Origin of the sequence: Reinekea blandensis MED297 (assembly GCF_000153185.1) — a bacterium.
Classification (GTDB): domain Bacteria; phylum Pseudomonadota; class Gammaproteobacteria; order Pseudomonadales; family Natronospirillaceae; genus Reinekea; species Reinekea blandensis.
The window spans coordinates 626,716-649,361 of the sequence record NZ_CH724150.1 but is presented as its reverse complement, the minus strand read 5'-3'; the positions used below and the strand labels follow the sequence as shown (position 1 = coordinate 649,361).

The following is a 22,646-nucleotide window of genomic DNA, read 5'->3' as shown; positions in this document are numbered from 1 at the left end:
ACAGAGTATGGATTTACGCGACATCATTGTTTGGTTAGGTCTGATTGCCATTGTTGTCATTGTCTGGGATGGCCTGCGACGCATGAAAGGTAAAGGCGCCGGGGCAACCCGTCGCAAAACCCGGGAGTCTGAGCCTTACATCGATCCGGAAGAGGCTGCTAAGAAAGCACAGATTGCCCGGGAGTTGCCCAACGGCGGCGCCAGGGTGCGCGAAATGACCGATTCTGAAAAACAGGAGGTTCAAAGTCGTTTGAATCTTCGGGAACGGGTGCCGATGCTTATGGAGCGGGTTCAGGTTGTTTCAGAGCCTGAACCGGAAGACGATGCCGCCGAAGCGTCCGATCGTAATCTTCAGGCTGAACTTGATTTCAACAGTCAGCCGGAACCCGCAATAGAAGAAAATTCTGCACCGCAATCGCCTGCCGCTGAGACGGATGAACTCTCATTCTCAGCGGTTGATGATTTTCAGGAAACCGAACAAGAGGATGCGATTACAGTGGCTGAAACGGCAAGTTCAGAAATGGAATCAGCGATCGAAATGGAAGCTGAGATTGATGACGAAACCGATTTTGAGACCGCCGAAGACGCCTACATTAACGCCGTATCCGAAGCTGAACCCATTGAACGGGCACCCGAACCGGAGCCTGAAGTGGCATCCGATGCCGCTCCGCTCGGACCGGTTGAAGATCTGGTTGTGGTGCACGTGATGGCGCGCCGGGACGAAGAGTTTTCCGGCAGCTCGGTGTTGGATCTGCTGTTGACCGCAGGTTTGAGGCACGGGCCGATGGATATTTTCCATTACCGTAACCCGCGGGGTGTGACCGAGTTTTCTTTGGCGAACTGTGTCCAGCCCGGTACCTTTGATCCGGACGCCATGAACCAGGTGAACACCCCGGGAGTAACCCTCTTTATGCAGTTGCCCAATGGCGCTGATGCGATGGAAGCGTTCGAGCATATGTTCGAAATGGCCCGGTTTTTAGCTCAGCATCTGGATGGAGAACTGCTGGATGAAGATCACAGCTCGGTAACGCCACAACGTGTTGAGTATTATCGAGAGAAAATCCGCAGCTTTGAGCGGACACGCCTTATCCCTTCTTGACGCTACAGGGCCCAGTCATGACAGAACTGCACGATCGCTATCAGGCGCTGATACAACAGATTCGCCGATACGATCACGAATACTATGTGTTGAATGAATCCGCTATTCCAGACGTCGAATACGATCGATTGATGGAAGAACTGAAACGCATTGAGTCTGAACATCCGCAATGGGTGACGCCGCAATCGCCCACTCAGCGGGTGGCCGGTGCTCCTCAAGCCGGTTTTGAAACCGTCGAACATCGCATGCCGATGCTGTCTCTGGACAACGCGTTTAACCACGACGATCTTGGGGCTTTCGTCAAACGATTGAAAGATCGTTTAAACGATCCATCGCCGATTGAGTTCGCCTGCGAGCCAAAACTGGATGGAATCGCGGTCAGTTTGCTTTATGAGCAAGGACATCTGGTCCGAGGGGCAACGCGTGGCGACGGTACCACCGGTGAGGACATCACCGCGAACGTTCGCACCATTCGCAGTATTCCGCTGTCGCTTCAAGGCGACGGCTGGCCGGAAGTGCTTGAAGTCCGCGGTGAAATTTATATGCCGAAAGCCGGTTTTGAGCGCATGAATGATGAGGCTCGTGAGCGCGGAGATAAGGTGTTTGTGAATCCGAGAAATGCGGCATCGGGTTCGTTACGGCAATTGGACTCGCGACTGACGGCCACGCGCCCATTGGAAATGTGCTGTTACTCAGTTGGCGTTTTTGAAGGCGGTACCTTACCGGATACGCAGTATCAGCTGATGCAGAAGTTCAGTGAATGGGGGTTGAAGATCAACCCTGAGATGGCACTGGTGACCGACGTTCAGGGCTTGTTGGATTATTACGATCAGTTAGAGCAGAAACGTAATGGATTGCCTTACGAGATCGATGGCATTGTGTACAAGGTCAACTCGTTCGGGTTGCAGCGTCGTCTCGGATTCGTCTCCCGTGCACCGCGTTGGGCCATTGCACGAAAGTTTCCCGCCCAGGAAGAAGTGACGACGCTGCTCGATGTTGAGTTCCAGGTCGGACGAACCGGCGCCTTGACACCGGTTGCTCGCTTAGAGCCGGTTTTTGTCGGTGGCGTCACCGTCAGTAATGCCACGTTACACAACATGGATGAAATCGAGCGACTGGATGTTCATATCGGTGATCGGGTTATTGTCCGGCGGGCGGGCGATGTGATCCCCCAGGTGGTGAAATCGTTGGCTGAAGATCGGTCACCGGAGGCTCGTCCCATTACGGCGCCTGAAGAATGTCCGGAGTGTGGCTCGAAAGTGGATCGTGTTGCCGGGGAAGCGGTCATGCGCTGTACCGGAGGAATGATTTGTTCGGCTCAGCGTCGGGAGGCCCTAAAGCATTTTGTCTCCCGAAAGGCGATGGATATTGATGGCTTTGGTGAAAAAATCGTCGATGCACTGCTGGCAGGGAACAAAATTCATGCCGCCAGCGATATTTTTGAGCTGACTCAGGAAGAAGTATCGGCGTTGGAGCGGATGGGCGATAAGTCGGCGGCTAACCTCATTGCCGCTATTGATGCCGCCCGCGAAACCACCTTGGCTCGCTTCATCTTTGCCCTTGGTATCCGTGAAGTCGGTGAGACGACCGCGCGGAATCTGGCCATGCATTTCGGGACGATAGAAAAACTGATGAGTGCTACCGAGGCGCAGCTGCTGGACGTGGAAGACGTCGGTCCGAAAGTGGCTGCTCATGTGGTGAACTATTTCTCTGAAGAACAGAATCGGATTGAAATTCAGCGGTTGATCGCTCTGGGCGTAACCTGGGATGACCCGATACCGGATCAGTCAGCGTCTGTGCTGGCCGGACAGACTTGGGTTGTGACCGGTAAAATCTCGCAAATGAGTCGGGATGAAGCTAAGGACTATCTTCTGCAGTTGGGTGCTAAGGTGGCGGGCAGTGTGTCTGCCAAGACGACTCAGGTCGTGGCAGGGCCTGGCGCAGGGAGTAAGCTGCGCAAAGCTGAAGAGCTGGGTGTACCGGTGATGGATGAAGCTGAGTTTGTTGAATGGCTCACCCAACAGGGGCTGTGGCAAAGCTGACAACAAAAAAGTCTGTGTAACATTTGTTTTGCAAACTGCCGCACGAGGTTTTAACCTCGCAATCGGTACACTGGTAAGAATGTGGATTAACTGGGTTGAATCATGGATCAAGAAACCATCGTATACGGAATCATCAAAGACGTACCATCTGGCGACGCTGGGTTTCAGCTGAAAAGTCGTCTGATGAACTGCGATGCCTTACTTGAGCTGAACGAAACGGACACCTTTCCGTACCTGACCAGCAGCATGTTTTCAATTCCTGAAGAAGACCTGGAACACGGCACCTATCAGACTCAGGTCATTCACTTTGCAGCGTCCTACCAGGCGGTTGAATATCACTGGGAAGAATGGATGGCTAAGTTTGAGGCTCTGTTGAAGAAGATGTATTGGGTCTCCGCCACCGTTCACCTCGAAACCGAACTGTCTGGCAAGCACACCTTTTACTGGGAAAGCCCGGGGGCCTACCATGCCCCGAGTGACGAACTGTCGGTTCGGTGCGAATGGGAACAGGAACTGTCGTTCCGAATGAACTCTTAATAGGCGCGCGAATGATTGTACCTGCAGACCAGCTCAGCCAGGAGGCGCTTCGGGGCGTGATTGAAGAGTGGCTGACCCGTCAGGCTCAGGAAGCTCTGGTCGATCATTCTGAATGGCCAACACAAGTTGAAAACGTTAAACAGCAACTACTGAGCGGGCGATTATTGCTTACCTGGGATGATGAACAGCAGTCGTTGAACATCCAGCGTGCCGAGGACTTGTCCTGACCGGTCCCAGACTCACCCCTTGAATCAACCACGAAGAACACCACTATTCCCCGAAACAAGTGAAATATTTTCTGCTGGAGCCCTGCATGCTGACCACTGTATTGTTGATTATTGCGCTGTTGATTATTGCTGGACTGGCGACTTATGCCTGGATCCTGGTACGCCGGGTACGCACTATTCAAGCGGAACAGGCCCGAAAACAGGCTCAACAGCAAGCCAAAGATGAAGCGCAACGAGACTATATCGTCAACAGTCTACGAATCATTTCAGGAAACGTCGTGGACGAAGATCTGAATCTGTCGGAAGCGACAATCCGATGCAAAGTCTTGCTGGACGCACTGTTATTACCGGAGTCTGAGCGGCAGCGTTATCAGATTTTGGACGATGTCTTTGAACAGGTTCAGCATTTCGATACGCATTCGGCGCGAAAGTCCCTTTCCCGTGAAGAGCGTCGGCAGCAGGATCAGGACCGAGAATTGATCGAAAGCCGCCATCAGGAGGCTTTAATGGCTTGTTTTCGCGATCTGCGTACGTTTTCCGACCCACTCGGTCAAAAGGGCTAACGTCTTCGTGTGTTTATGGGTTGATTTGAATGCGGTAACGAAAGGTCGCGGTCTCTCCCGCAGGCAGGCTGAAAATTACCCATTGAATGAAACCCACAGTGTCGGCATCGAGCTCCGCTTCGGCCGGGAAAAAGTCGCTGCCGTTGCGCGAGAGGCGGTATAAGCCATTATTGAAGTTAGTATCGATGGTGTCTAAAAGCAGCTGCACAGGGCCGGACGGGACGACATTTGTCAGTTCAACATCCCTCAGAGTTTCATCGCTGGCATTATTTGCCGCAATGACGATTTCTATCAGGTCTCCGGGTTTAGCTTCCTGAGTTGCCGTGCGGGTTTCCGATCCGGTTTCAGGGTCTGTGGTCACACGGAAAAACGTTTCGGATACGTTCACCACATTCACTTTGACGTTTTCTTCTTTGGGTTGACTTGAACCATCTGTTATTTCAGGGCTCTCTGTTGTTACCTCGTTTACGTCCGTTTCAACGGGAGTGTCAGTGCTGTCTACCGTTGCTTCGTTCACGTCAAACTCAACGGGGTTTTCAATGATGGGCTCGACCTGTTCAGGTGCGGTTGGTTCCGGAATATCCTCAAGAATAATGACATCGTCGGCAGTGACTGCGCTGATTGGAATCAGCATCAGAATCAGGCCGGTAATCAAGGGGGTCAGTTGTGGTGCTCGCATCATTGATTGTCTGTCCGTTAGACCGCGAATAAGGGGTCATTTCACCATAACTTGGCGGGGTTGCCTATAGTTTCAGAAGGACCTGCCTCTGCGCAGGCAGGTCTTCAGGGTGCATCAGACCGCTTCTACGGCCGTATAGGGCTCGATCAGTTGCAATAAATGGCTGACGGTATCACTCATCAATATGGCGTCAGAACGAGGGTCTTCATTGTCGTGCGCTTTTTCCAGCAACGCCTCCTGATACTTCAGTCGTTTAATCTGCAGTTTTTCGTTAATGACAAACTGGCAGTGATCAATCAGGTTCATCGCCATCTGCCGAACTCTCATGCCGCTTTCCAAGGCCTGCTGAATTTCCGGCGCACTGAGATCGAGATTTTTAAAGCGTGCTTTGACGGTCGGATCCTGCACCATGGTCAGTTCCAGATCCGCTTCCAGCTCGGTGTCAGCGGGTCGCGTTGTGGCGTCCATGAACCATTCTGTCAGCAAGTCGCTGCCCGATGTCGACTTAGCAAAAGGGATAACCTGTAACGTACCCAGTGCTTCTCGAAGATGCGCGGTGAAATCATCGGCTGACTTATCGGAACTGGCATTGACGACTAACCATCCCTTCGCCGGATCAATCCAGGCACTGAGTTGGCGGGTTTTGTTGAAGGCTTTGGGCAGCAGTTGGGCGCGTATGTCTTCTTTAAGTTGTTCGCGCTCTTTCCGGGCCGGACGCCGGCCTTCCTCTAACTCGATGGCGTCCAGTTTTTCGATCAAATGGTCATTGATGACGCTGGCCGGCAGGATTTTGTCCTGAATCTGCGCCGTAAAAAACAGCCTGCCTGAGACCTGTTCACAGAACAGAGATGAATCTTTGAACGAGGGGACCCAGCCAAAGCTGGACTCCTGCATTTGGCTGATCGGGGTAAATTCATGTTGTGCGAGTCGCTCGTTCACCTGTTCCGCGGTAAACTGAAAGGCGTCAGTGAAAGAAAAGACCTGTAGGTTTTTGAACCACATGAATCAAAACTCCGGAAATGAAAAGTGGCCGGCATTGTAACGTCTCAGACAGGAATTGCATGTTGAGTTTTCGTCCTAAATCATTGCTCGCTCAGCTCGTTCGGTCACCGGCCCATTCGGCGTTGATCTGCCTCGCGCTGCTAACGTTATTGGGGTCGTTATCCTGGTCGGTGGATTGGCTTGGGTACGACGCTGTCGCCATGCGGAGCGGAGAGTTCTGGCGACCGTTCACGGCGTGGATAACCCAGTTAAACCTGCGTCATTGGTTGTTGAATCAATGGGGGCTCATTGTGTTGTGGTTGTTGTGGCCAGCTCGTCAGCCGCTTAAAGCTCTGCTGCCTTACCTGGTTGTCTGGTTGTTATGCAGTGTGGCGCTGGCCGTATCGGACTATGACCGGTATGTAGGCTTGTCGGGTCTTTTGTATGGCTGGCTGGTGATCGGGGCTGTGCGCACACGAGCGTACCCGGTGTGGGTCCAGCTGCTGTTTCTGCTCATTCTCAGTGGCAAGGTCATTCTAGAGAACATTCAGCCTTCGGGCGGACGTGATTGGGTCGGAGAGCTGATTGCGGCCGATGTGGCTCATGAATCGCATTTGTGGGGGTTGCTCAGTGGCTGGTTGTGTGTGGTGATTGACTGGCTTCGACAGCAAGTTCAATCAATGCGCGTGTCCCCCGACTGACCGTACGTCTACGATGTTGAATGATGCCGAGATTACGCGACAGTTCGACCCGTTCAATGCTCAGGCAGGTCAGGTTTTCGTTGAGCATGACTTCCGGTAACAGACTCCAGCCAAGGTTGTGGCTGACCAGTGCTCGTATCGTTTCCAGATAATTTACACTCATCACCCGTTTTAACGGGATGTGGTGCCGTTCAAAGGTTTTCTCGATAATTTGAAAGGTTGTTGTCTGACGATCCGGTAAAATAGCCGTTAGGTGGGCGAGTTCATTTAACCGCAAGCGATCTTTTCTGCCGGCCAGTGGGTGATCTTTCGACACCACAAAATGCAGTTTGTCCTGCCACAGCGTTGTCGCCTGCAGATCCCGATGCAACGGGCTGGGAATCGTGGTCAGTGCGATTTCGATATCCCGTTTCAGTAAGGCGTTGACGGCCTGTTCGGATTCCATGAAGCGAACGTCCAGTTTGGCACTGGGGTTGTTGGACACAAACCGGCGCAGAATGGGGCCAAGATAGTGCAGGCCGATGTGGTGGCTGCTCGCCAGATTTAGCTGGCGGATGTCGTTTGAGGTGAGTTGCGTAACGGAGCTTTGAATGTCGCGCAGTTCATCAATCAGAGTTTGAGCCCGGTTCTGCAGCATTTGGCCGGCTTCCGTCAGATATACCTCGCGTCCAATACGATCAAATAACGCGGTGCCAAGCTGACTTTCGAGGTTGGCAATGCGCTTGGAAATGGCGGGTTGCGTTAAAAAGAGCCGTTCTCCCGCCCGGGAGAAAGAGCCCAGTTCGGCCACGGTCAGGAACGCTTCTAAACTGTTCAGATCCATATGGATAACCATTTGGAATGGAATTCATAAAAATAATAAATTTGAATTATTGGTGTGTCCAATTAAAATGGAGCCCATTGTTTCGTCAGCCGCAGGTAAGCACAAAAATGGCACAGACTCTTTACGACAAACTCTGGGACGCGCATGTTGTCAGTCAACGAGAAGACGGGACGGCGTTAATCTACATTGATCGTCAGTTGCTGCATGAAGTGACATCGCCACAGGCGTTTGAAGGTCTGCGTTTAGCTGGTCGGAAACCCTGGCGGTTAGACACCAACATCGCCACCCCGGATCACAACGTACCCACAACGGTGATCGAGCGGCGCAGCGGTATCGACGGCATCGCCGATGAAACCTCCCGGATTCAGGTGAAGACTCTGGATGACAACTGCTCGCACTTCGGTGTCCGTGAGTTTGATATGGGCAGTGAATCTCAGGGCATTGTGCATGTCATGGGGCCGGAGCAGGGCGCAACCCTGCCGGGAATGACCATCGTCTGTGGCGATTCGCACACCTCGACGCATGGTGCAATGGGCGCGCTGGCTTTCGGTATCGGTACATCTGAGGTTGAGCACGTTCTGGCGACTCAGTGTCTTATCCAGCGAAAAATGAAGAACATGCGCATTCGTGTCGATGGGCAGGTTCGTAACGGTGTGACCGCCAAAGACATCGTTTTGTACATCATCGGGAAAATCGGCACGGCTGGCGGCACCGGTTGCGCGATCGAGTTTGCCGGAACTGCGATTGAAGCGTTGTCGATGGAAGGACGGATGACGGTTTGTAATATGGCCATCGAAGCGGGCGCACGGGCCGGTATGGTAGCCGTCGATCAGACAACGATTGATTACTTTAAGGGTCGGCCGTTTGCGCCAACCGGTGAACTCTGGGATCAGGCAGTCGCTTATTGGGAGACTCTGGTCAGCGATGCCGACGCACATTTTGATCATGAACTGGTCCTCGATGCGGAAGATATTGAACCTCAGGTGACCTGGGGAACGTCGCCGGAAATGGTCCTTGGCGTCTCTGCTCAGGTGCCCAATCCAGAACAGGCCGACGATCCTGTTAAAAAAGCCGGTATTGAACGGGCGCTCGAGTACATGGGACTGAAAGCCGATCAGAAAATTTCCGATATCCAGCTCGATCGTGTGTTTATCGGTTCCTGCACCAATTCAAGAATTGAAGATTTGCGTGCTGCGGCTGCCGTTGCTAAGGGTCAGCAGGTTGCCTCGTCGCTTAAACAGGCCTTGGTGGTGCCAGGTAGTGGCTTAGTAAAGAAACAGGCCGAGGCGGAAGGGTTGGATAAGATTTTCACCGAGGCAGGATTTGAATGGCGAGAGCCTGGCTGTTCGATGTGTTTGGCGATGAATGCCGATAAGTTAGGGCAGGGTGAGCATTGTGCCTCAACTTCTAACCGGAACTTTGAAGGGCGTCAGGGTTTTGGGGGGCGGACCCATTTGGTGAGTCCGGCTATGGCGGCGGCTGCCGCGATCGCAGGACACTTTGTCAATATTGCAGAACAGGAGGTCGCCCAATGAAAGCATTGACCGTTGTCGAGGGGCTGGTGGCTCCGATGGATCGATCGAATGTCGACACCGACATGATCATTCCAAAACAGTTTCTTAAATCTATTAAGCGCAGTGGTTTTGGTCCCAACCTGTTCGATGAGTTGCGTTATCTCGACGAAGGCCAGCCAGGCATGGACAACGCATCGCGGCCGTTGAACCCGGATTTTCCGTTGAACCAAGAACGCTATAAGGGAGCCAGTATTTTACTGAACCGTGCGAATTTTGGTTGCGGATCCAGTCGTGAACACGCGCCCTGGGCGTTAGAGGACTATGGGTTCCGTGTTGTTATTGCCAGCAGTTTCGCCGATATTTTTTATAACAACTGTTTTAAAAATGGCATTTTGCCCATCGTGGTCGACGCCACGCAGATTGATCAATGGTTCAGTGAAATGGCGGCACAGCCTGGATTTTCACTGACCGTAGATTTGCCGAATCAGGTCATTCGTGATGCGCAGGACAACACAGTGCCTTTTGAGGTGGATGCATTCCGTAAACATTGTTTGTTGAACGGGCTTGATGACATCGCCCTGACACTTCAGGATGCGGACGCCATTCGGCAGTATGAAGATAAACGTGCCCAGGTACATCCCTGGGTGTTCGGGCAGATTAAATAACAGGAGAGCTTATGTCCCGCAACGTATTGATTTTGCCCGGAGATGGAATCGGACCGGAAATTGTGGCGCAGGCCGAGCGTGTGTTGGCGTCTGTCAATGATCGCTTTCAGTTGGGTATTGATACGGACCATGCGCTGGTCGGTGGCAGTGCCATTGACGCCGACGGAGTGCCTTTACCTGAAGCGACGCTGTCTAAGGCGAAAGCCGCAGACGCCATTCTGCTGGGCGCGGTCGGCGGTCCGAAATGGGATGGCCTGGAAATGGCGAAGCGTCCGGAAAAAGGCCTGTTGGGATTGCGTTCTGAGCTGAACCTGTTTGGCAATCTGCGCCCGGCCATCTTGTATCCTCAGTTGGCGGATGCCAGTTCTCTGAAGCCAGAACTGGTCTCTGGCCTGGACTTGCTGATTGTTCGTGAACTGACCGGAGGCATTTATTTTGGTCAGCCGCGCGGCATTCGTGAGTTGGAAAACGGCGAACGTGAAGGCTTTAACACCTACGTTTATTCGGAGTCGGAAATCCGCCGGATTGGCCGTATGGCATTTGACGCTGCACGTAGGCGTGGCGGTCGCCTGTGCTCTGTCGATAAAGCGAATGTGCTTGAAGTGACCGTGCTATGGCGCGAGATCATGAACGAGTTAGCCGCAGAGTATCCGGATGTCGAACTCAGCCACATGTATGTCGATAACGCGGCCATGCAGCTGGTTCGGGCACCAAAGCAATTTGATGTGATGGTCACCGGCAACATGTTTGGTGATATCCTCTCTGATTGTGCGGCGATGTTGACTGGCTCAATTGGTATGCTGCCGTCGGCATCGTTAGATGAGAATAATAAAGGGATGTACGAACCAATACACGGTTCCGCACCCGATATCGCAGGTCAGAATCTGGCCAATCCATTGGCGACGATTCTGTCCGTTGCCATGATGTTGCGATACTCGCTGGATGCCGCTGAAGCGGCCGAAGCGATCGAAGCCGCCGTCGGTCAGGTCTTGGATCAGGGGTTGCGTACCGCTGATATCCATGCCGATGGCAAACAAAAAGTCACCACCGAAGAAATGGGTGACGCCGTTCTAGCGGCACTTAACGCGAAAGAGGTTTGATATGTCTTTAACAGTAGGATTTGTGGGTTGGCGAGGAATGGTCGGCTCAGTGCTCATGCAGCGGTTGCGTGAAGAGAATGATTTTAATGGAATTGAGCCGGTATTTTTTACCACCAGTCAAACAGGTCAGGCGGCACCAGATGTGGGTCAGGGTGCATCGGTACTGCAGGATGCGACGGATCTTTCTGCACTGGCGGCCTGTGATGCAATCATTACCTGTCAGGGCGGCGATTATACTTCTGAGGTTTATCAGCCGTTACGTGATAAGGGTTGGAATGGTTACTGGATCGACGCGGCATCGTCGCTGCGCATGGCGGATGACTCCATCATCGTTCTCGATCCGGTCAACCGAGCGCAAATTGATCAGGGCATTGAGCAGGGGGTTAAGACCTTTGTTGGTGGCAACTGTACCGTTAGCCTCATGTTACTCGGACTGCACGGACTGTTCCGAGAAAATCTCATTGAGTGGGTTTCACCGATGACCTACCAGGCGGCTTCCGGTGCCGGTGCGAAGAACATGCGCGAACTGATTGCACAGATGGGCTCGATTCATCAGTCGGCTCAGTCTCTGTTGGATGACCCGGCGAGTGCCGTGCTGGAACTTGACCGTACTGTCGCCGAGCACATTCGCTCAGATGGCTACCCGACGGATCAATTTGGCGTGCCGTTGGCCGGCAGCCTGATTCCATGGATCGACAAAGCCATGCCTTCGGGTCAAAGTAAAGAAGAATGGAAAGCACAGGTTGAAGCCAACAAGATTCTGGGACGAGCTGATTCACCGGTCCCGATCGATGGGCTTTGTGTACGTGTTGGTGCCATGCGGTGCCATTCACAGGCCATGACCATTAAGTTGAAGCAGGATGTTTCTTTGGAAACCATTGGTCAGCTGCTTGATGGCGCTAATGAGTGGGTCAGCTACGTAGAGAATGACCGTGATCAGAGTATGCAGCGACTGACGCCGGCCGAAGTGACCGGCACGATGAACATTCCGGTCGGTCGGGTACGTGAACTGACCATGGGTAAAGGCTATATTAGTGCATTTACTGTCGGAGATCAGCTCTTGTGGGGCGCAGCAGAGCCATTACGGCGAATGCTGGCGATTTTGAAGGGCGACCTTCAATAAAAAAGCTGATTCAGTGCATTCGGCAAAGATTAGACCATTTTTCGGAAAAAAATCTTTGTTTTTCATAAGCTTGTCTAAAAAGGCGGTCCAATAGGGCCGCCTTTTTGCTGAGTACGGTGTCAAATTTTGGCGATAAAAACCGGAAGTTGAGACACCCCCTAGTTGCTAAAAGTCCTTTTATAAATAATACTTAGCCGCAGTTTGTAATGTGCTTTCTACATTTAGTTGCAGCTGAATTCGTCGTAGCGATCTTAAATGAGAACTGGTTCTCACTTAATCTCGTTTCGGTTTAATAAAAAAAGAGATTCCTCTTCAATACGCTCTCAGCTTCGGCATTGATGGTCAAATTGGAGATAGGGAAAAAGGATTATGGTAAAAAAACAGGCGTTTGTAGTATTTCTGACCGTCATGTCATTTATCGGCTCAGCATTTGGGTTAGGGTTGGGTGACATCGAAGTCAAATCAAACCTTAATGACCCTCTGGAAGCCGAAATTGAACTGATCCAGCTTCAGGGATTGACGGCCGGAGAAATACTGCCGACTCTGGCAAGCAACGACGATTTTCGACGGGCAGGCGTTGAGCGCAGTTTTTTCCTTTCCAATATTCAGTTTCGAGTTCGGGAAAATGAAGCCGGTAAAACGGTAATTACCCTGAATACCAGTCAGGCGGTTCGTGAACCGTTTCTGAATTTTCTGGTTGAAGTAAACTGGCCCGGCGGTCGGTTGCTGAAAGAATACACCGTATTGTTGGACCCTCCGGTCTTTGATACCGGCTTATCCGTGGACGCGCTGGTTGTTGAACCATCGTCAAACAACCAGGCTTCTGATCTTGTCACGACAACGGTGGTTTCCGGTGCTGAGTCCACTGAAACCGTTGCGACGACACCTGCCGTGGAACCACGTGAAGATAATCTGCCGGAAGGCCAGTATCGGGTCCAGCGAAATGACACGCTGTGGGAAATCGCACTTAAGGTACCCGGACGTGGAAATTATTCCCCTCAGCAGGTCATGCTTGCTATTCAGGACCTGAATCCGGAAGCGTTCCTTGGTAACAATATCAACCGAGTTAAAGCTGGCAGCGTCTTAACCTTGCCGGATGGTCGTCAGATTTCGACTCGAAGCCTGGATGAAGCCATTGCCGAAGTGCAGGCACAAAACCAGGGTGCTGCCCCGAATCTGCGTGCGCCTGTCAACGAAGCTTCAGAAGTTCAGTTGTCGGCAACCGATTCAACATCCTCAGCGTTACCATCGGCTGATGCTGAAAAGAATCCGGACGGTTACCTTGAGCTGACAGCCGATGCTGATTCCAGCTCCACCACAGCGTCCGGTGAAGCAGCGGCGACCATCGATCAGTTGCAAAACCAGTTGGCCGTGGCTGAAGAGCTGAACGATCAATTTGAACGTGAGCGTGATGAGTTAGAGTCGCGCGTCAGTGAACTTCAAGAGCAAATCGCAATAATGGAGCGGTTGCTGGATGTTCAGAACTCCGATCTGGCCGAAGTTCAGCAAGCATTGGGTCAGGAACAGGACTCTGCTGAAGACGCAACGGCCCCTGCTGATAGTGCTTCCGACAGTGCAGCAGAAACAACTCCGAGTGCTGATGCTGCGGCAACCGATATGCCTGCAACCTCGGACTCAAACGAAGCCAGCACACCAGCGCAGCCAGAGCCGCAACCTCAACCACAGCCGACTCCGCAGCCAGTTGCTCAAGCGCCACAGTCCACGCTGGATAATATCCTCGGTTTCGCTCAGGACATGTCGCGAAAAGCCTCGGATTGGGTCATGGCCAGCACCGTTAATATGGCAATTACCGGCGGTGGCCTGTTGTTGTTGATCCTTGTGCCGCTCTATATTCGCAGTAAGCGCGCCGGCGGTGATCAAACCTTGGATGAGATCAATGCTCAAGAAGAGCCGGTGTTCACCGAAACCAATGAGCTAACGGCCGATTTCGATGAAGACCTTCTGGCGGATGTTGAAGATGATTTCGACGATGATTTGGTCGCCGATGAGCCTGAAACGCTGGATGCGGTGGTCGAAGCTGAGATGTACATGGCCTACCAGAAGTACGATCAAGCCGAAGAGAAGCTCAAAGAAGCGTTTTCTGAACACCCGGATCGTAGCGACGTTGGTCTCAAACTTCTGGAAGTGTATGCGGAAACAGGTGACTCAAATGCGTTTAATGAGTTGGAGTCTCGCCTGGCGCTGAGTTCTGATCAGCAGCGTGAGGTTGAAGACCTCAGAGCGAAATTGCCGATTGCCGGTAGCAGCGATTCAGTTGAGTTGACCGATGATCTTGATGATTTTTCGATGGATCTGGACGACAGCGACGATCTCGACCTGGGCTCTGATGTCAATGACAGCACGACGTCTGATCTAGACTTCTCCATGGATCTTGATGATCAGCCCGCAACCGAAACTGCTTCCGACAGTTCAGATTCAGATTACTCGATGCCGGAAAGCGAAGCCTCCAGCACCGATGATGATTTAGATTTCAGTTTGGATTTGGGTGATTTGGAAACGGAAACCCCAGCATCGGACAGCAGTGATCTTGATTTCAGCTTAGAAGATGAATCCTTAGACCTTGAAACAACAGATTTTGGTGCCGAAACCGAGTCTGCAAGTGACAATGATTTAGACTTTTCGCTGGATCTTGAAGATGCCGATGACACTGAATCGGAATCAGATCTGGAGTCACTGGATTTCGGCGACGAGTCGTTGAGTCTGGAAGACGACGATCTGGATCTGAGTGGTGTTGAAGAGTTAGATTCTTCAAGTACTGCCGAAGCGACCGAAGAACCAACCTTGGAGTTGGATGATACCGGTCTTGATTTGGATATCGAGAGCGCGGACGATTTGGACATGCCTTCGGTTGAATCGGGCGAGCCAGATGCGGACCTGGATTTCGAAGTTGAGGATTCCTTTGCGCCTGCGGCAGCTGAATCAACCGATGATGGTGATGCGCTGTCTCAGCTGGCTGACTCCCTCGACAGCGATGCAGACCTGGAAGACGATGAGTTTGATTTCTTATCCGGTAACGATGAAGCCAGTACCAAGCTGGATCTTGCCCGGGCTTACATCGAAATGGATGATAAAGATGGTGCTCGTGACATTCTCGAAGAAGTTGCTGTAGAGGGTAATGATGAGCAGAAAGCTCAGGCTCAGGAGTTGATGTCGCAGCTTTGATGAGCGAGTGCTCTTGATTTGGTTAAAGCCGCCCACGGGCGGCTTTTTTAGTTTAGTGGTCAGTGTATGAGTGAAGTTTTCCCGTTTTTAAGACCAACCGATCATCATCGGATAGTTCTGTGCCTTGAATATAAGGGTACCGCTTTTCATGGTTGGCAGATTCAAAAAAGCGGCGTATCAACGATACAGGCGGCGCTCGAAGCGGCCATAGCGAAGGTGGCGGATGAACCGGTGTCTACAATTGTGGCTGGTCGTACGGATGCGGGCGTCCATGCGACGAACCAGATCGTCCACTTCGATACCCGTGCTCAGCGCAGCGACTATGGTTGGAAAATGGGGATTAATGGCCGCTTACCGGACGACATATCGGTGAAATGGGTGACTCAGGTGGATGAGCATTTTCATGCCCGTTTTTCTGCGCAGGAACGTGCTTATCGCTTTATCATCCACAATAATTGGGTCAAATCTGCTTTGTTACACGAAGTTACTACCTGGGAGCAATACGAACTAGACGTTGGCCTGATGCAGCAAGCGGCCAATCGATTGCTGGGAACACACGATTTCAGTTCTTTTCGTGCGGCCGAATGTCAGGCCCACTCACCGGTACGAACACTCAGAGAGCTGACAGTCGCGCGATTTGGTGAGTTTATTGTGATTCAAGCGCGCGCCGATGGCTTTTTGCATCATATGGTGCGCAATCTGGTCGGTGTGATGTTGCCGATCGGGCGTGGACGAAAACCCGTTGACTGGGCGTCCGATGTCCTAAATTATAAAGACCGGCGTCGTGGCGGTGTGACGGCAAAAGGTAACGGGCTGTACTTTGTCCGAGCGTCTTACAATGTTGGCGATTTGCCAAGTGCAGATCCTGGTCCCGCTTTTCTCTCGCCGATTTTGTCGACGAGTACGTCCTTATTTGACCCGGTGTAAATTATGAAGCAAACCCGTATTAAAATGTGTGGCATGACTCGGGCCGAAGACGTAAAAAGCGCCTGTGAGTTGGGGGCTGATCTGATCGGCATGGTGTTTTACCCACCCAGTCCGCGTTCTGTCACGATTGAGCATGTTCAATCATTGGTCAGTGCGGTCACCCCGGGGGTGTCGGTTGTCACGTTATTTGTTAACGCCGATGCCGGTTATGTCCGTGAAGTGGTGAGCGAAGCTCGTGCCGACCTGATTCAGTTTCATGGGGATGAATCGCACGACTATTGTCAGCAATTCGGTACGCGCTATCTGAAAGCAATCCGCGTGAAAGACGAGCAACAGTTAACAAGTGCATGCGCACAACATCAGGAAGCCGATGGATTGCTGCTGGATGCCTATGTGAAGGGTCAACCGGGTGGTACCGGGCAGGCGTTTGACTGGGGCTTGATTCCCGTTTCAATCGCGCCAAAACTGTTTTTGGCAGGTGGCTTAGCACCGGACAATGTTTATGAAGCGGTGTCCTCAATTAAACCCTATGCAGTGGACGTCAGCGGCGGTATAGAGGTCTCCAAGGGGGTTAAGTCGCCCGAGCGAATGGACGCCTTTATCCGTGAAGTGCGCCGTGCGGATGGGTGGGTCCGTGAAAATAGTTCATAAGTGTGTCCGTTGCGCGGTTGTAAAACAACAGGCAAGATTCATAGATAATAGATCGTGAACCAATACACCAAGATGGGGACAATATGAGCAGTTGGTTGGAGAAAATCGTTCCATCGATTATTCGATCCGATGCCAAAGGCCGTTCGAACGTACCGGAAGGGCTCTGGAAAAAGTGTCCGAAGTGCAGTGCCGTACTGTATCGGCCCGAACTTGAAAAGAATCTGGATGTCTGTCCGAAATGTGATCATCACATGCGCATTGGCGCTCGACGTCGTTTGGATATGTTTCTAGACAGTGAAGGGCGTGAAGAAATTGCCGCTCAGGTCGCGCCGGAAGATCGGCTGAAGTTTCGTGACAGTAAGCGTTATAAAGATCGCTTAACCGCTGCTCAAAAACAAACCGGTGAAAACGATGCACTGGTGGCGATGTCCGGAACGGTAGAAGGGTTGCCCGTCGTTGTTGCGGCTTTCGACTTTAACTTCATGGGCGGTTCCATGGGCGCTGTGGTTGGCGAGAAGTTCGTACAAGCGGCCAATCAGGCGTTGTCACGTCGTGTTCCATTTGTATGTTTTGCCACATCGGGCGGTGCACGTATGCAGGAAGCCCTGTTTTCATTAATGCAGATGTCCAAAACCAGTGCGGCTTTGGAAAAACTGAAGCAGGAAGGGGTGCCTTACATTTCAGTGATGTTGGACCCTTGTTTTGGTGGCGTGTCGGCTTCTTTAGCCTTGCTGGGTGACGTAAATGTCGCGGAACCGAACGCTCTGATTGGCTTTGCCGGTCCCCGTGTCATTGAGCAGACAGTCCGAGAGAAGTTGCCAGAGGGCTTTCAGCGCAGTGAGTTCCTGATGGAAAAAGGCGCGGTGGACATGATTGTGCGCCGTCATGACCTCCGGCCAAAGCTGGCAGGCTTATTGAAAAAGTTTGTTCATGCACCGATCGACTGATCTTAATGAATGGCTTCGGTACATCGAAGCCATTCATCCTACCGAAATTGAACTGGGTCTCGAACGCCTGAAACGCGTCGCCACCGAGCTTCTGCAAAAGACCCCGCCAACCGTAATGACCGTGGCCGGTACCAATGGCAAAGGCACCACCAGTGCTGCCATTGCTGCGCTTTGTCAGAGCGCCGGAGCAAAGGTTGGGCTGTATACGTCACCTCATCTGTTTCGATTCAACGAACGCATACGCATCAATAATGAACCGGTTGCCGATCAGCTATTGGTTGAAGCTTTCCAGGCCGTTGAACAAGCCCGCGGTGACGTTTCACTATCTTACTTCGAATACACCACATTGGCGGCGTTCTGGGTCTTTGAGCATGAGCAGTTGGACGCCTGGGTGCTGGAGATTGGTCTGGGAGGACGGTTAGACGCGGTTAATCTGATCGATCCTGACATCGCCGTGGTAACCAACGTGGGCCTGGACCATCAGGGTTTTCTGGGTGATACGTTGGAAGAGATCGGTCGGGAAAAAGCCGGTATCTGTCGAACGGGGCGGCCCTTGGTGCTTGGCTCGGAAGTCCCTGAGTCTGTGCTCAACACGGCCCAATCTGTCGGTGCTGAGCTTTATCCATTTGGACAAGAGCATGGTCTCAACAATGACCGGCTGTACTGGAAAACCGGTGAAACACGTCAATCAGCGCTGGGTTTGCCACGGGCGAATGCCGCCGCGGCCTTGCAAGCCTTCGCCCTGTCACCCTGGTCTTTACCGGTCGAAGAGTGCGCATCGGTTTTGCAGGCGCTCTCGGTGCCGGGTCGTCTGCAGTCGTTTCAACATCAAGGTCGTCGGGTGATTGTCGATGTTGGGCACAACCCTCATGCAGCTGCATATATTGCCAGTCAGTTGCTGCCTGAGCGTTTTCATGTGGCCCTCGGGATGCTGGCCGATAAGGACAGTGATGGTTTTATCCGGGCATTGCAGCCGGCTATGTTAAGTCTCAGTACTGTGAGTCTTAATGTCCCCAGAGGCCTGACGGCACAAGCGCTGGGTGACCGAACAACACAACCGGTGCTGTGTCAGGCTGATACGATCGAAGAGCTGATGGCGGTCCTGGATCGTGAACATCCCGGAGAGCCCTTGTTTATTGGCGGTTCTTTTTATACCGTTTGCGCCGCGATGGATTTTTTGGAGAAGTGAGTGGAACGGTCACTGCAGCAGCGTTTGGTGGGTATTTTGGTCTTAGCCGCCTTTGTTTTACTCATTGCCCCGGTTTTACTGGATGGGGAAGGGCGTATTCCAGAAAAAATCACCAACATTCCGCCACAACCCAAACGCCCTGATTTGACCCATATTCGCACGGTTGAAGCGGATCAAACTGAGTTGCCACCTTTACCGGACGCTCAGTCTCCCGGTTTTGTCATCGAGGCGGACACGCCTGCTGAGCCCGAACCAGAATCGACGCCGAGCGTCGAGCAACCTGTGGATCTCTGGAGTGTTCAAATTGCCAGCTTTCGTGACCCCGGCAAAGCAACGGTGTTTCGTGATCGGTTAAGGGCCGCAGATTACCAGGTATATGTTCGCGAAAAACTGCTGTCCGATGGATCGGTCTTTACTCAGGTGTTTGTAGGGCCGTTAACGGAGAAATCCGACGCCAATGCTTTAAAAACGGTTTTGAAACAGGAGTTCGGAGAGCAGGGGTTAGTGGTCCGTTACCGTGACGACTCCTGATTCATGGTTCGCTTACTCTGACCTGATCAATTGGTCAGGTCTTATGAAAAATATTCACAAAAAGAGCATTCCTGATAGAATGCGCGCGTTTACGACTTCGGTACCGTCATGATTTTCTTAGATTGGGCAATTCTCGGCATTCTTTTAGTTTCCGCATTAATCAGTATCCGGCGTGGCTTTACCAAAGAAGCGATGTCCCTTGCTTCTTGGGTGGCCGCTTTGGTGATTGCCCGACTGTTCAGTGACAACCTCGCTTCGTTGCTGACGGGCTGGTTGGCGGACGAGGCTCATCGCTATACCGCATCGTTCATTATCCTGTTCCTTGCCACCCTGATTGTGGGATCACTGATCAATCATCTTCTCGGCGAGTTTGTTCGCATGACCGGACTGACCGGAACCGATCGGGCCTTAGGCGTGGTCTTTGGGTTGCTGCGCGGAATTATCATCGTGGTCGCTGTGTTGGCGCTCGGGAAACTCTTTGCATTGGATCAGTTCTGGCAGGACTCGGTCCTCATTCCTTATTTCGAGCCGGTAATACGTTGGACCGGTGAAAACATTCATAAAGCATCCGGTGCCATTCTGTCGGTTGGAGGAGAGTAACTATGTGTGGTGTTGTCGGTATTACCGGACAGGCCCCGGTCAATCAGTTGTTGTACGACGCATTAACAGTATTGCAGCATCGCGGTCAGGACGCCGCGGGTATTGTGACCGAGCAGGATGGCAAATTTTATCTGCGAAAAAGCAATGGGCTGGTGCGAGATGTTTTTCATCAGCGCCACATGCAGTCGCTGGTTGGCAACATCGGTATCGGTCATGTGCGATACCCGACAGCCGGTACCAGCAGCACGGCAGAAAGCCAGCCGTTTTATGTTAACTCGCCTTACGGCATTGTGTTGGCGCACAACGGTAATCTGACCAACTCAGAAGAGTTAAACCGAGCGGTTTTTCAGTCCGATTTACGTCATGTGAACACCACTTCAGACTCCGAGGTGTTACTCAATGTCTTTGCACACGAGTTGCAGATGTTGGGTAAGCTGAAACCTAAGGCCGAAGATATGTTTGCAGCGGTACGGGGTGTTCACCGTCGTTGTCGAGGCGCTTACGGTGTCGTGGCGATGATCAGTGGCTTAGGCATGGTGGCGTTTCGTGATCCCAATGGCATTCGCCCGCTGGTCTATGGCAAACGGACTGCTGCGAATGGTGCTACTGAGTACATGGTCGCCTCGGAGAGTGTGGCGCTGGATGTGATCGGTTTTGACATGATCGACGATGTTGCACCCGGCGAAGCCGTTTATATAGACGCGCAAGGCGAACTGCACATTCAACAGTGCGCAGAAGAGACCGGCAAAACGCCGTGCATGTTTGAGTATGTCTATTTTGCCCGTCCTGACTCGATTATTGACGGTATTTCTGTTTACAAAGCAAGATTACGGATGGGTGATGCGCTGGCGGATAAGATTCTGGCGTTACGGCCCGATCACGATATTGATGTCGTAATCCCGATTCCGGACACCAGCCGTACGTCAGCCCTGCAACTGGCGAACCGACTGGGAGTGAACTTCCGGGAAGGGTTTATGAAGAACCGGTATATCGGTCGTACGTTCATCATGCCCGGTCAGACCCAGCGGAAGAAGTCAGTCCGTCAAAAGTTGAATGCCATCAGTCTGGAGTTTAAAGGTAAAAACGTTTTGCTGGTTGATGACTCCATTGTACGGGGCACGACATGTAACGAGATTATCGAGATGGCCCGCGATGCCGGCGCCAACAAGGTGTATTTTGCCTCGGCAGCACCTGAGGTGAAGTATCCGAACGTGTATGGCATTGACATGCCTGCGGCCAAAGAGCTGATTGCACATGGTCGGACAACCGAGCAGATTTGCGAATCCATCGGTGCTGATTGGCTGGTATATCAGGATCTGGACGATCTCAAACGTGCAACACAGACGAAAAAGTCGGATGTACACGATTTCGACTGTTCGGTTTTTGATGGCTGTTACATAACCGGAGACGTCGATCAGGCCTATCTGGATGCGTTGGAAGCTCGCCGGAATGACGATTCCAAGCAGAAAACGGCCACGGCCGACTCCTCCTTGGTTGATTTGCATAACGACGAAGCCTGATTAGTCACGGTTCAGCAAACTGAAAAGACTCTGTAATCGGCTGGTCGATCTGCTATAAAGTTAAAAGGCGTATCTGTTCCGCAGATAGGCCTTTTTTGTTGTCAATCAGAGGGTTCAATGTCGCATTTATCTACCTTGACGGATCGGTTACTGGAGCAGGCTTCTCAAGTGGTGGCGGGAAAGCCGGAGCAGATACGTCTGATCTGGGTGTCCTTGCTGTGTGGCGGGCATGTCCTGCTTGAAGACTTACCTGGTGTCGGCAAAACCACGTTGGCCCAAGGGCTTGGGCGACTGATGGGGCTGGAGTACCAGCGCATCCAGTTTACGGCCGACCTGTTGCCGTCAGATGTGATCGGGGCTCAGATTTTTGATCGTGAAAAACAGGCGTTTCGGTTTCATCAGGGACCCGTCTTTACCCAGTTGTTACTGGCTGATGAACTGAACCGTGCAACCCCAAAAGCGCAATCCGCACTGTTAGAAGCGATGGAAGAAGGGCAGGTGTCTGTCGATGGTGATGCCCTGAAACTGCCGCAACCGTTTTTTGTCATTGCTACCCAGAACCCTCAGTCCCAATCAGGGACCTATCCGTTACCGGAAAGCCAACTGGATCGCTTTTTTATGCGCATCAGTTTGGGTTACCCCGAAGAAGCCATTGAAAAGCAGTTGTTGCTCGGGCATGTCGGGCGAATCAATCTGGATCAGCTCTCACCCTTGGTCAAGCCAGATCAGTTGTCTGAGTTCCGCTTGGCACTGAAGGATGTCAGCATCAGTGATGCCATATTGGATTACATTATGCGTCTGGTGCAAAAGACCCGGGACTCATCCGTATGTGCGCTTGGCTTGTCTCCCCGTGCGTCTCAGTCCCTGGCGAATGCGGCACGTGCCTATGCGCTGACCTCTGGCCGGGATTACGTCACACCAGATGATGTTCAGGAGGTGTTTGCGCCCGTTGCTGCACACCGGATTAAAGCACACCGGTCATTGAGTGCCGATACCCTGGTACGACAGATCCTGGACACTGTTGATGTGCTGCGGATGCCCTGA

General features: G+C 52.3%; 22 protein-coding genes. 19 read left to right on the top strand and 3 right to left on the bottom strand.

The window, feature by feature from the left end:
• Positions 1-7: 7 nt before the first annotated feature.
• From zipA to MED297_RS08340, 5 genes are all read left to right on the top strand, one after another.
• Positions 8-1,099 carry a cell division protein ZipA gene (gene zipA / locus MED297_RS08360; protein WP_008044023.1) on the top strand — a complete coding sequence of 364 codons (1,092 nt, stop codon included), beginning with the start codon at positions 8-10 and terminating at the stop codon, positions 1,097-1,099.
• 17 nt (positions 1,100-1,116) lie between these two features.
• Positions 1,117-3,141 carry an NAD-dependent DNA ligase LigA gene (gene ligA, locus MED297_RS08355; protein ID WP_008044022.1) on the top strand — a complete coding sequence of 675 codons (2,025 nt, stop codon included), beginning with the start codon at positions 1,117-1,119 and terminating at the stop codon, positions 3,139-3,141.
• Positions 3,142-3,243: 102 nt separating this feature from the next.
• The gene (locus tag MED297_RS08350; protein ID WP_008044021.1) at positions 3,244-3,678 is read left to right on the top strand and encodes a hypothetical protein; all 435 of its coding nucleotides are present in this window, start codon (positions 3,244-3,246) and stop codon (positions 3,676-3,678) included.
• An 11-nt stretch (positions 3,679-3,689) separates the two neighbouring features.
• A complete protein-coding gene (locus tag MED297_RS08345) occupies positions 3,690-3,905 on the top strand; it encodes a YheU family protein (RefSeq protein ID WP_008044020.1) in 216 nt (71 codons plus the stop codon).
• Between the two features lie 86 nt (positions 3,906-3,991).
• On the top strand, positions 3,992-4,468 hold the full coding sequence (locus tag MED297_RS08340; protein ID WP_008044019.1) for a DUF2489 domain-containing protein: 477 nt from the start codon (positions 3,992-3,994) through the stop codon (positions 4,466-4,468).
• Positions 4,469-4,481: 13 nt separating this feature from the next.
• Here MED297_RS08340 and MED297_RS08335 read toward each other — a convergent pair whose 3' ends face one another.
• Both MED297_RS08335 and MED297_RS08330 read right to left on the bottom strand, forming a co-directional pair.
• Positions 4,482-5,150, bottom strand: coding sequence for a hypothetical protein (locus tag MED297_RS08335; RefSeq protein ID WP_008044018.1), 669 nt, complete (start codon positions 5,148-5,150; stop codon positions 4,482-4,484).
• 111 nt (positions 5,151-5,261) lie between these two features.
• The gene (locus MED297_RS08330; RefSeq protein WP_008044016.1) at positions 5,262-6,149 is read right to left on the bottom strand and encodes a recombination-associated protein RdgC; all 888 of its coding nucleotides are present in this window, start codon (positions 6,147-6,149) and stop codon (positions 5,262-5,264) included.
• Positions 6,150-6,208: 59 nt separating this feature from the next.
• Here MED297_RS08330 and rrtA point away from each other — a divergent pair, with 59 nt between their 5' ends.
• Positions 6,209-6,829, top strand: coding sequence for a rhombosortase (rrtA, locus tag MED297_RS21815; protein WP_161599287.1), 621 nt, complete (start codon positions 6,209-6,211; stop codon positions 6,827-6,829).
• Here the strand turns inward: rrtA and MED297_RS08325 are convergent.
• On the bottom strand, positions 6,756-7,652 hold the full coding sequence (locus MED297_RS08325) for a LysR family transcriptional regulator (RefSeq protein ID WP_008044014.1): 897 nt from the start codon (positions 7,650-7,652) through the stop codon (positions 6,756-6,758). The genes rrtA and MED297_RS08325 overlap by 74 nt on opposite strands.
• Positions 7,653-7,759: 107 nt before the next feature.
• Here MED297_RS08325 and leuC point away from each other — a divergent pair, with 107 nt between their 5' ends.
• The 13 genes from leuC (at position 7,760) to MED297_RS08260 (ending at position 22,646) form a co-directional block, all read left to right on the top strand.
• Positions 7,760-9,187, top strand: a complete 1,428-nt coding sequence (gene leuC, locus MED297_RS08320) for a 3-isopropylmalate dehydratase large subunit (RefSeq protein WP_008044012.1) — start codon at positions 7,760-7,762, stop codon at positions 9,185-9,187.
• Positions 9,184-9,831 (top strand): 3-isopropylmalate dehydratase small subunit, encoded by a 648-nt coding sequence (gene leuD / locus MED297_RS08315; RefSeq protein WP_008044011.1) that lies wholly within the window; start codon positions 9,184-9,186, stop codon positions 9,829-9,831. Before leuC ends, leuD begins: the two co-directional genes overlap by 4 nt.
• An 11-nt stretch (positions 9,832-9,842) precedes the next feature.
• Positions 9,843-10,931: a 3-isopropylmalate dehydrogenase gene (leuB, locus tag MED297_RS08310; RefSeq protein ID WP_008044004.1), complete on the top strand. Its 1,089-nt coding sequence runs from the start codon at positions 9,843-9,845 to the stop codon at positions 10,929-10,931.
• A gap of 1 nt (position 10,932) precedes the next feature.
• Complete coding sequence (asd, locus tag MED297_RS08305; RefSeq protein ID WP_040556755.1) at positions 10,933-12,054, top strand: aspartate-semialdehyde dehydrogenase; 1,122 nt, start codon at positions 10,933-10,935, stop codon at positions 12,052-12,054.
• A gap of 369 nt (positions 12,055-12,423) precedes the next feature.
• The gene (locus tag MED297_RS08300) at positions 12,424-15,237 is read left to right on the top strand and encodes a FimV/HubP family polar landmark protein (protein WP_008044000.1); all 2,814 of its coding nucleotides are present in this window, start codon (positions 12,424-12,426) and stop codon (positions 15,235-15,237) included.
• 66 nt (positions 15,238-15,303) lie between these two features.
• Positions 15,304-16,164, top strand: a complete 861-nt coding sequence (truA, locus tag MED297_RS08295; RefSeq protein WP_008043999.1) for a tRNA pseudouridine(38-40) synthase TruA — start codon at positions 15,304-15,306, stop codon at positions 16,162-16,164.
• Between the two features lie 3 nt (positions 16,165-16,167).
• Entirely contained in the window at positions 16,168-16,815 is a 648-nt protein-coding gene (locus tag MED297_RS08290; protein WP_008043998.1) for a phosphoribosylanthranilate isomerase, read from the top strand.
• A gap of 83 nt (positions 16,816-16,898) precedes the next feature.
• A complete protein-coding gene (gene accD, locus MED297_RS08285) occupies positions 16,899-17,762 on the top strand; it encodes an acetyl-CoA carboxylase, carboxyltransferase subunit beta (protein ID WP_008043997.1) in 864 nt (287 codons plus the stop codon).
• On the top strand, positions 17,746-18,951 hold the full coding sequence (locus MED297_RS08280) for a bifunctional folylpolyglutamate synthase/dihydrofolate synthase (RefSeq protein WP_008043995.1): 1,206 nt from the start codon (positions 17,746-17,748) through the stop codon (positions 18,949-18,951). Before accD ends, MED297_RS08280 begins: the two co-directional genes overlap by 17 nt.
• Entirely contained in the window at positions 18,952-19,482 is a 531-nt protein-coding gene (locus MED297_RS08275; protein ID WP_008043993.1) for an SPOR domain-containing protein, read from the top strand.
• A gap of 108 nt (positions 19,483-19,590) precedes the next feature.
• Positions 19,591-20,082 (top strand): CvpA family protein, encoded by a 492-nt coding sequence (locus tag MED297_RS08270; protein ID WP_008043992.1) that lies wholly within the window; start codon positions 19,591-19,593, stop codon positions 20,080-20,082.
• Between the two features lie 2 nt (positions 20,083-20,084).
• A complete protein-coding gene (gene purF / locus MED297_RS08265; RefSeq protein ID WP_008043991.1) occupies positions 20,085-21,602 on the top strand; it encodes an amidophosphoribosyltransferase in 1,518 nt (505 codons plus the stop codon).
• Positions 21,603-21,719: 117 nt separating this feature from the next.
• Positions 21,720-22,646 carry an AAA family ATPase gene (locus MED297_RS08260; protein ID WP_008043990.1) on the top strand — a complete coding sequence of 309 codons (927 nt, stop codon included), beginning with the start codon at positions 21,720-21,722 and terminating at the stop codon, positions 22,644-22,646.

What these genes read in the sequence shown, in the direction of transcription:
- zipA (WP_008044023.1), top strand. Translation starts at nt 8, where the DNA reads ATGGATTTACGCGACATCATTGTTTGGTTAGGTCTGATTGCCATTGTT.
- ligA (WP_008044022.1), top strand. Translation starts at nt 1,117, where the DNA reads ATGACAGAACTGCACGATCGCTATCAGGCGCTGATACAACAGATTCGC.
- MED297_RS08350 (WP_008044021.1), top strand. Translation starts at nt 3,244, where the DNA reads ATGGATCAAGAAACCATCGTATACGGAATCATCAAAGACGTACCATCT.
- MED297_RS08345 (WP_008044020.1), top strand. Translation starts at nt 3,690, where the DNA reads ATGATTGTACCTGCAGACCAGCTCAGCCAGGAGGCGCTTCGGGGCGTG.
- MED297_RS08340 (WP_008044019.1), top strand. Translation starts at nt 3,992, where the DNA reads ATGCTGACCACTGTATTGTTGATTATTGCGCTGTTGATTATTGCTGGA.
- MED297_RS08335 (WP_008044018.1), bottom strand. Translation starts at nt 5,150, where the DNA reads ATGATGCGAGCACCACAACTGACCCCCTTGATTACCGGCCTGATTCTG.
- MED297_RS08330 (WP_008044016.1), bottom strand. Translation starts at nt 6,149, where the DNA reads ATGTGGTTCAAAAACCTACAGGTCTTTTCTTTCACTGACGCCTTTCAG.
- rrtA (WP_161599287.1), top strand. Translation starts at nt 6,209, where the DNA reads ATGTTGAGTTTTCGTCCTAAATCATTGCTCGCTCAGCTCGTTCGGTCA.
- MED297_RS08325 (WP_008044014.1), bottom strand. Translation starts at nt 7,652, where the DNA reads ATGGATCTGAACAGTTTAGAAGCGTTCCTGACCGTGGCCGAACTGGGC.
- leuC (WP_008044012.1), top strand. Translation starts at nt 7,760, where the DNA reads ATGGCACAGACTCTTTACGACAAACTCTGGGACGCGCATGTTGTCAGT.
- leuD (WP_008044011.1), top strand. Translation starts at nt 9,184, where the DNA reads ATGAAAGCATTGACCGTTGTCGAGGGGCTGGTGGCTCCGATGGATCGA.
- leuB (WP_008044004.1), top strand. Translation starts at nt 9,843, where the DNA reads ATGTCCCGCAACGTATTGATTTTGCCCGGAGATGGAATCGGACCGGAA.
- asd (WP_040556755.1), top strand. Translation starts at nt 10,933, where the DNA reads ATGTCTTTAACAGTAGGATTTGTGGGTTGGCGAGGAATGGTCGGCTCA.
- MED297_RS08300 (WP_008044000.1), top strand. Translation starts at nt 12,424, where the DNA reads ATGGTAAAAAAACAGGCGTTTGTAGTATTTCTGACCGTCATGTCATTT.
- truA (WP_008043999.1), top strand. Translation starts at nt 15,304, where the DNA reads ATGAGTGAAGTTTTCCCGTTTTTAAGACCAACCGATCATCATCGGATA.
- MED297_RS08290 (WP_008043998.1), top strand. Translation starts at nt 16,168, where the DNA reads ATGAAGCAAACCCGTATTAAAATGTGTGGCATGACTCGGGCCGAAGAC.
- accD (WP_008043997.1), top strand. Translation starts at nt 16,899, where the DNA reads ATGAGCAGTTGGTTGGAGAAAATCGTTCCATCGATTATTCGATCCGAT.
- MED297_RS08280 (WP_008043995.1), top strand. Translation starts at nt 17,746, where the DNA reads ATGCACCGATCGACTGATCTTAATGAATGGCTTCGGTACATCGAAGCC.
- MED297_RS08270 (WP_008043992.1), top strand. Translation starts at nt 19,591, where the DNA reads ATGATTTTCTTAGATTGGGCAATTCTCGGCATTCTTTTAGTTTCCGCA.
- purF (WP_008043991.1), top strand. Translation starts at nt 20,085, where the DNA reads ATGTGTGGTGTTGTCGGTATTACCGGACAGGCCCCGGTCAATCAGTTG.
- MED297_RS08260 (WP_008043990.1), top strand. Translation starts at nt 21,720, where the DNA reads ATGTCGCATTTATCTACCTTGACGGATCGGTTACTGGAGCAGGCTTCT.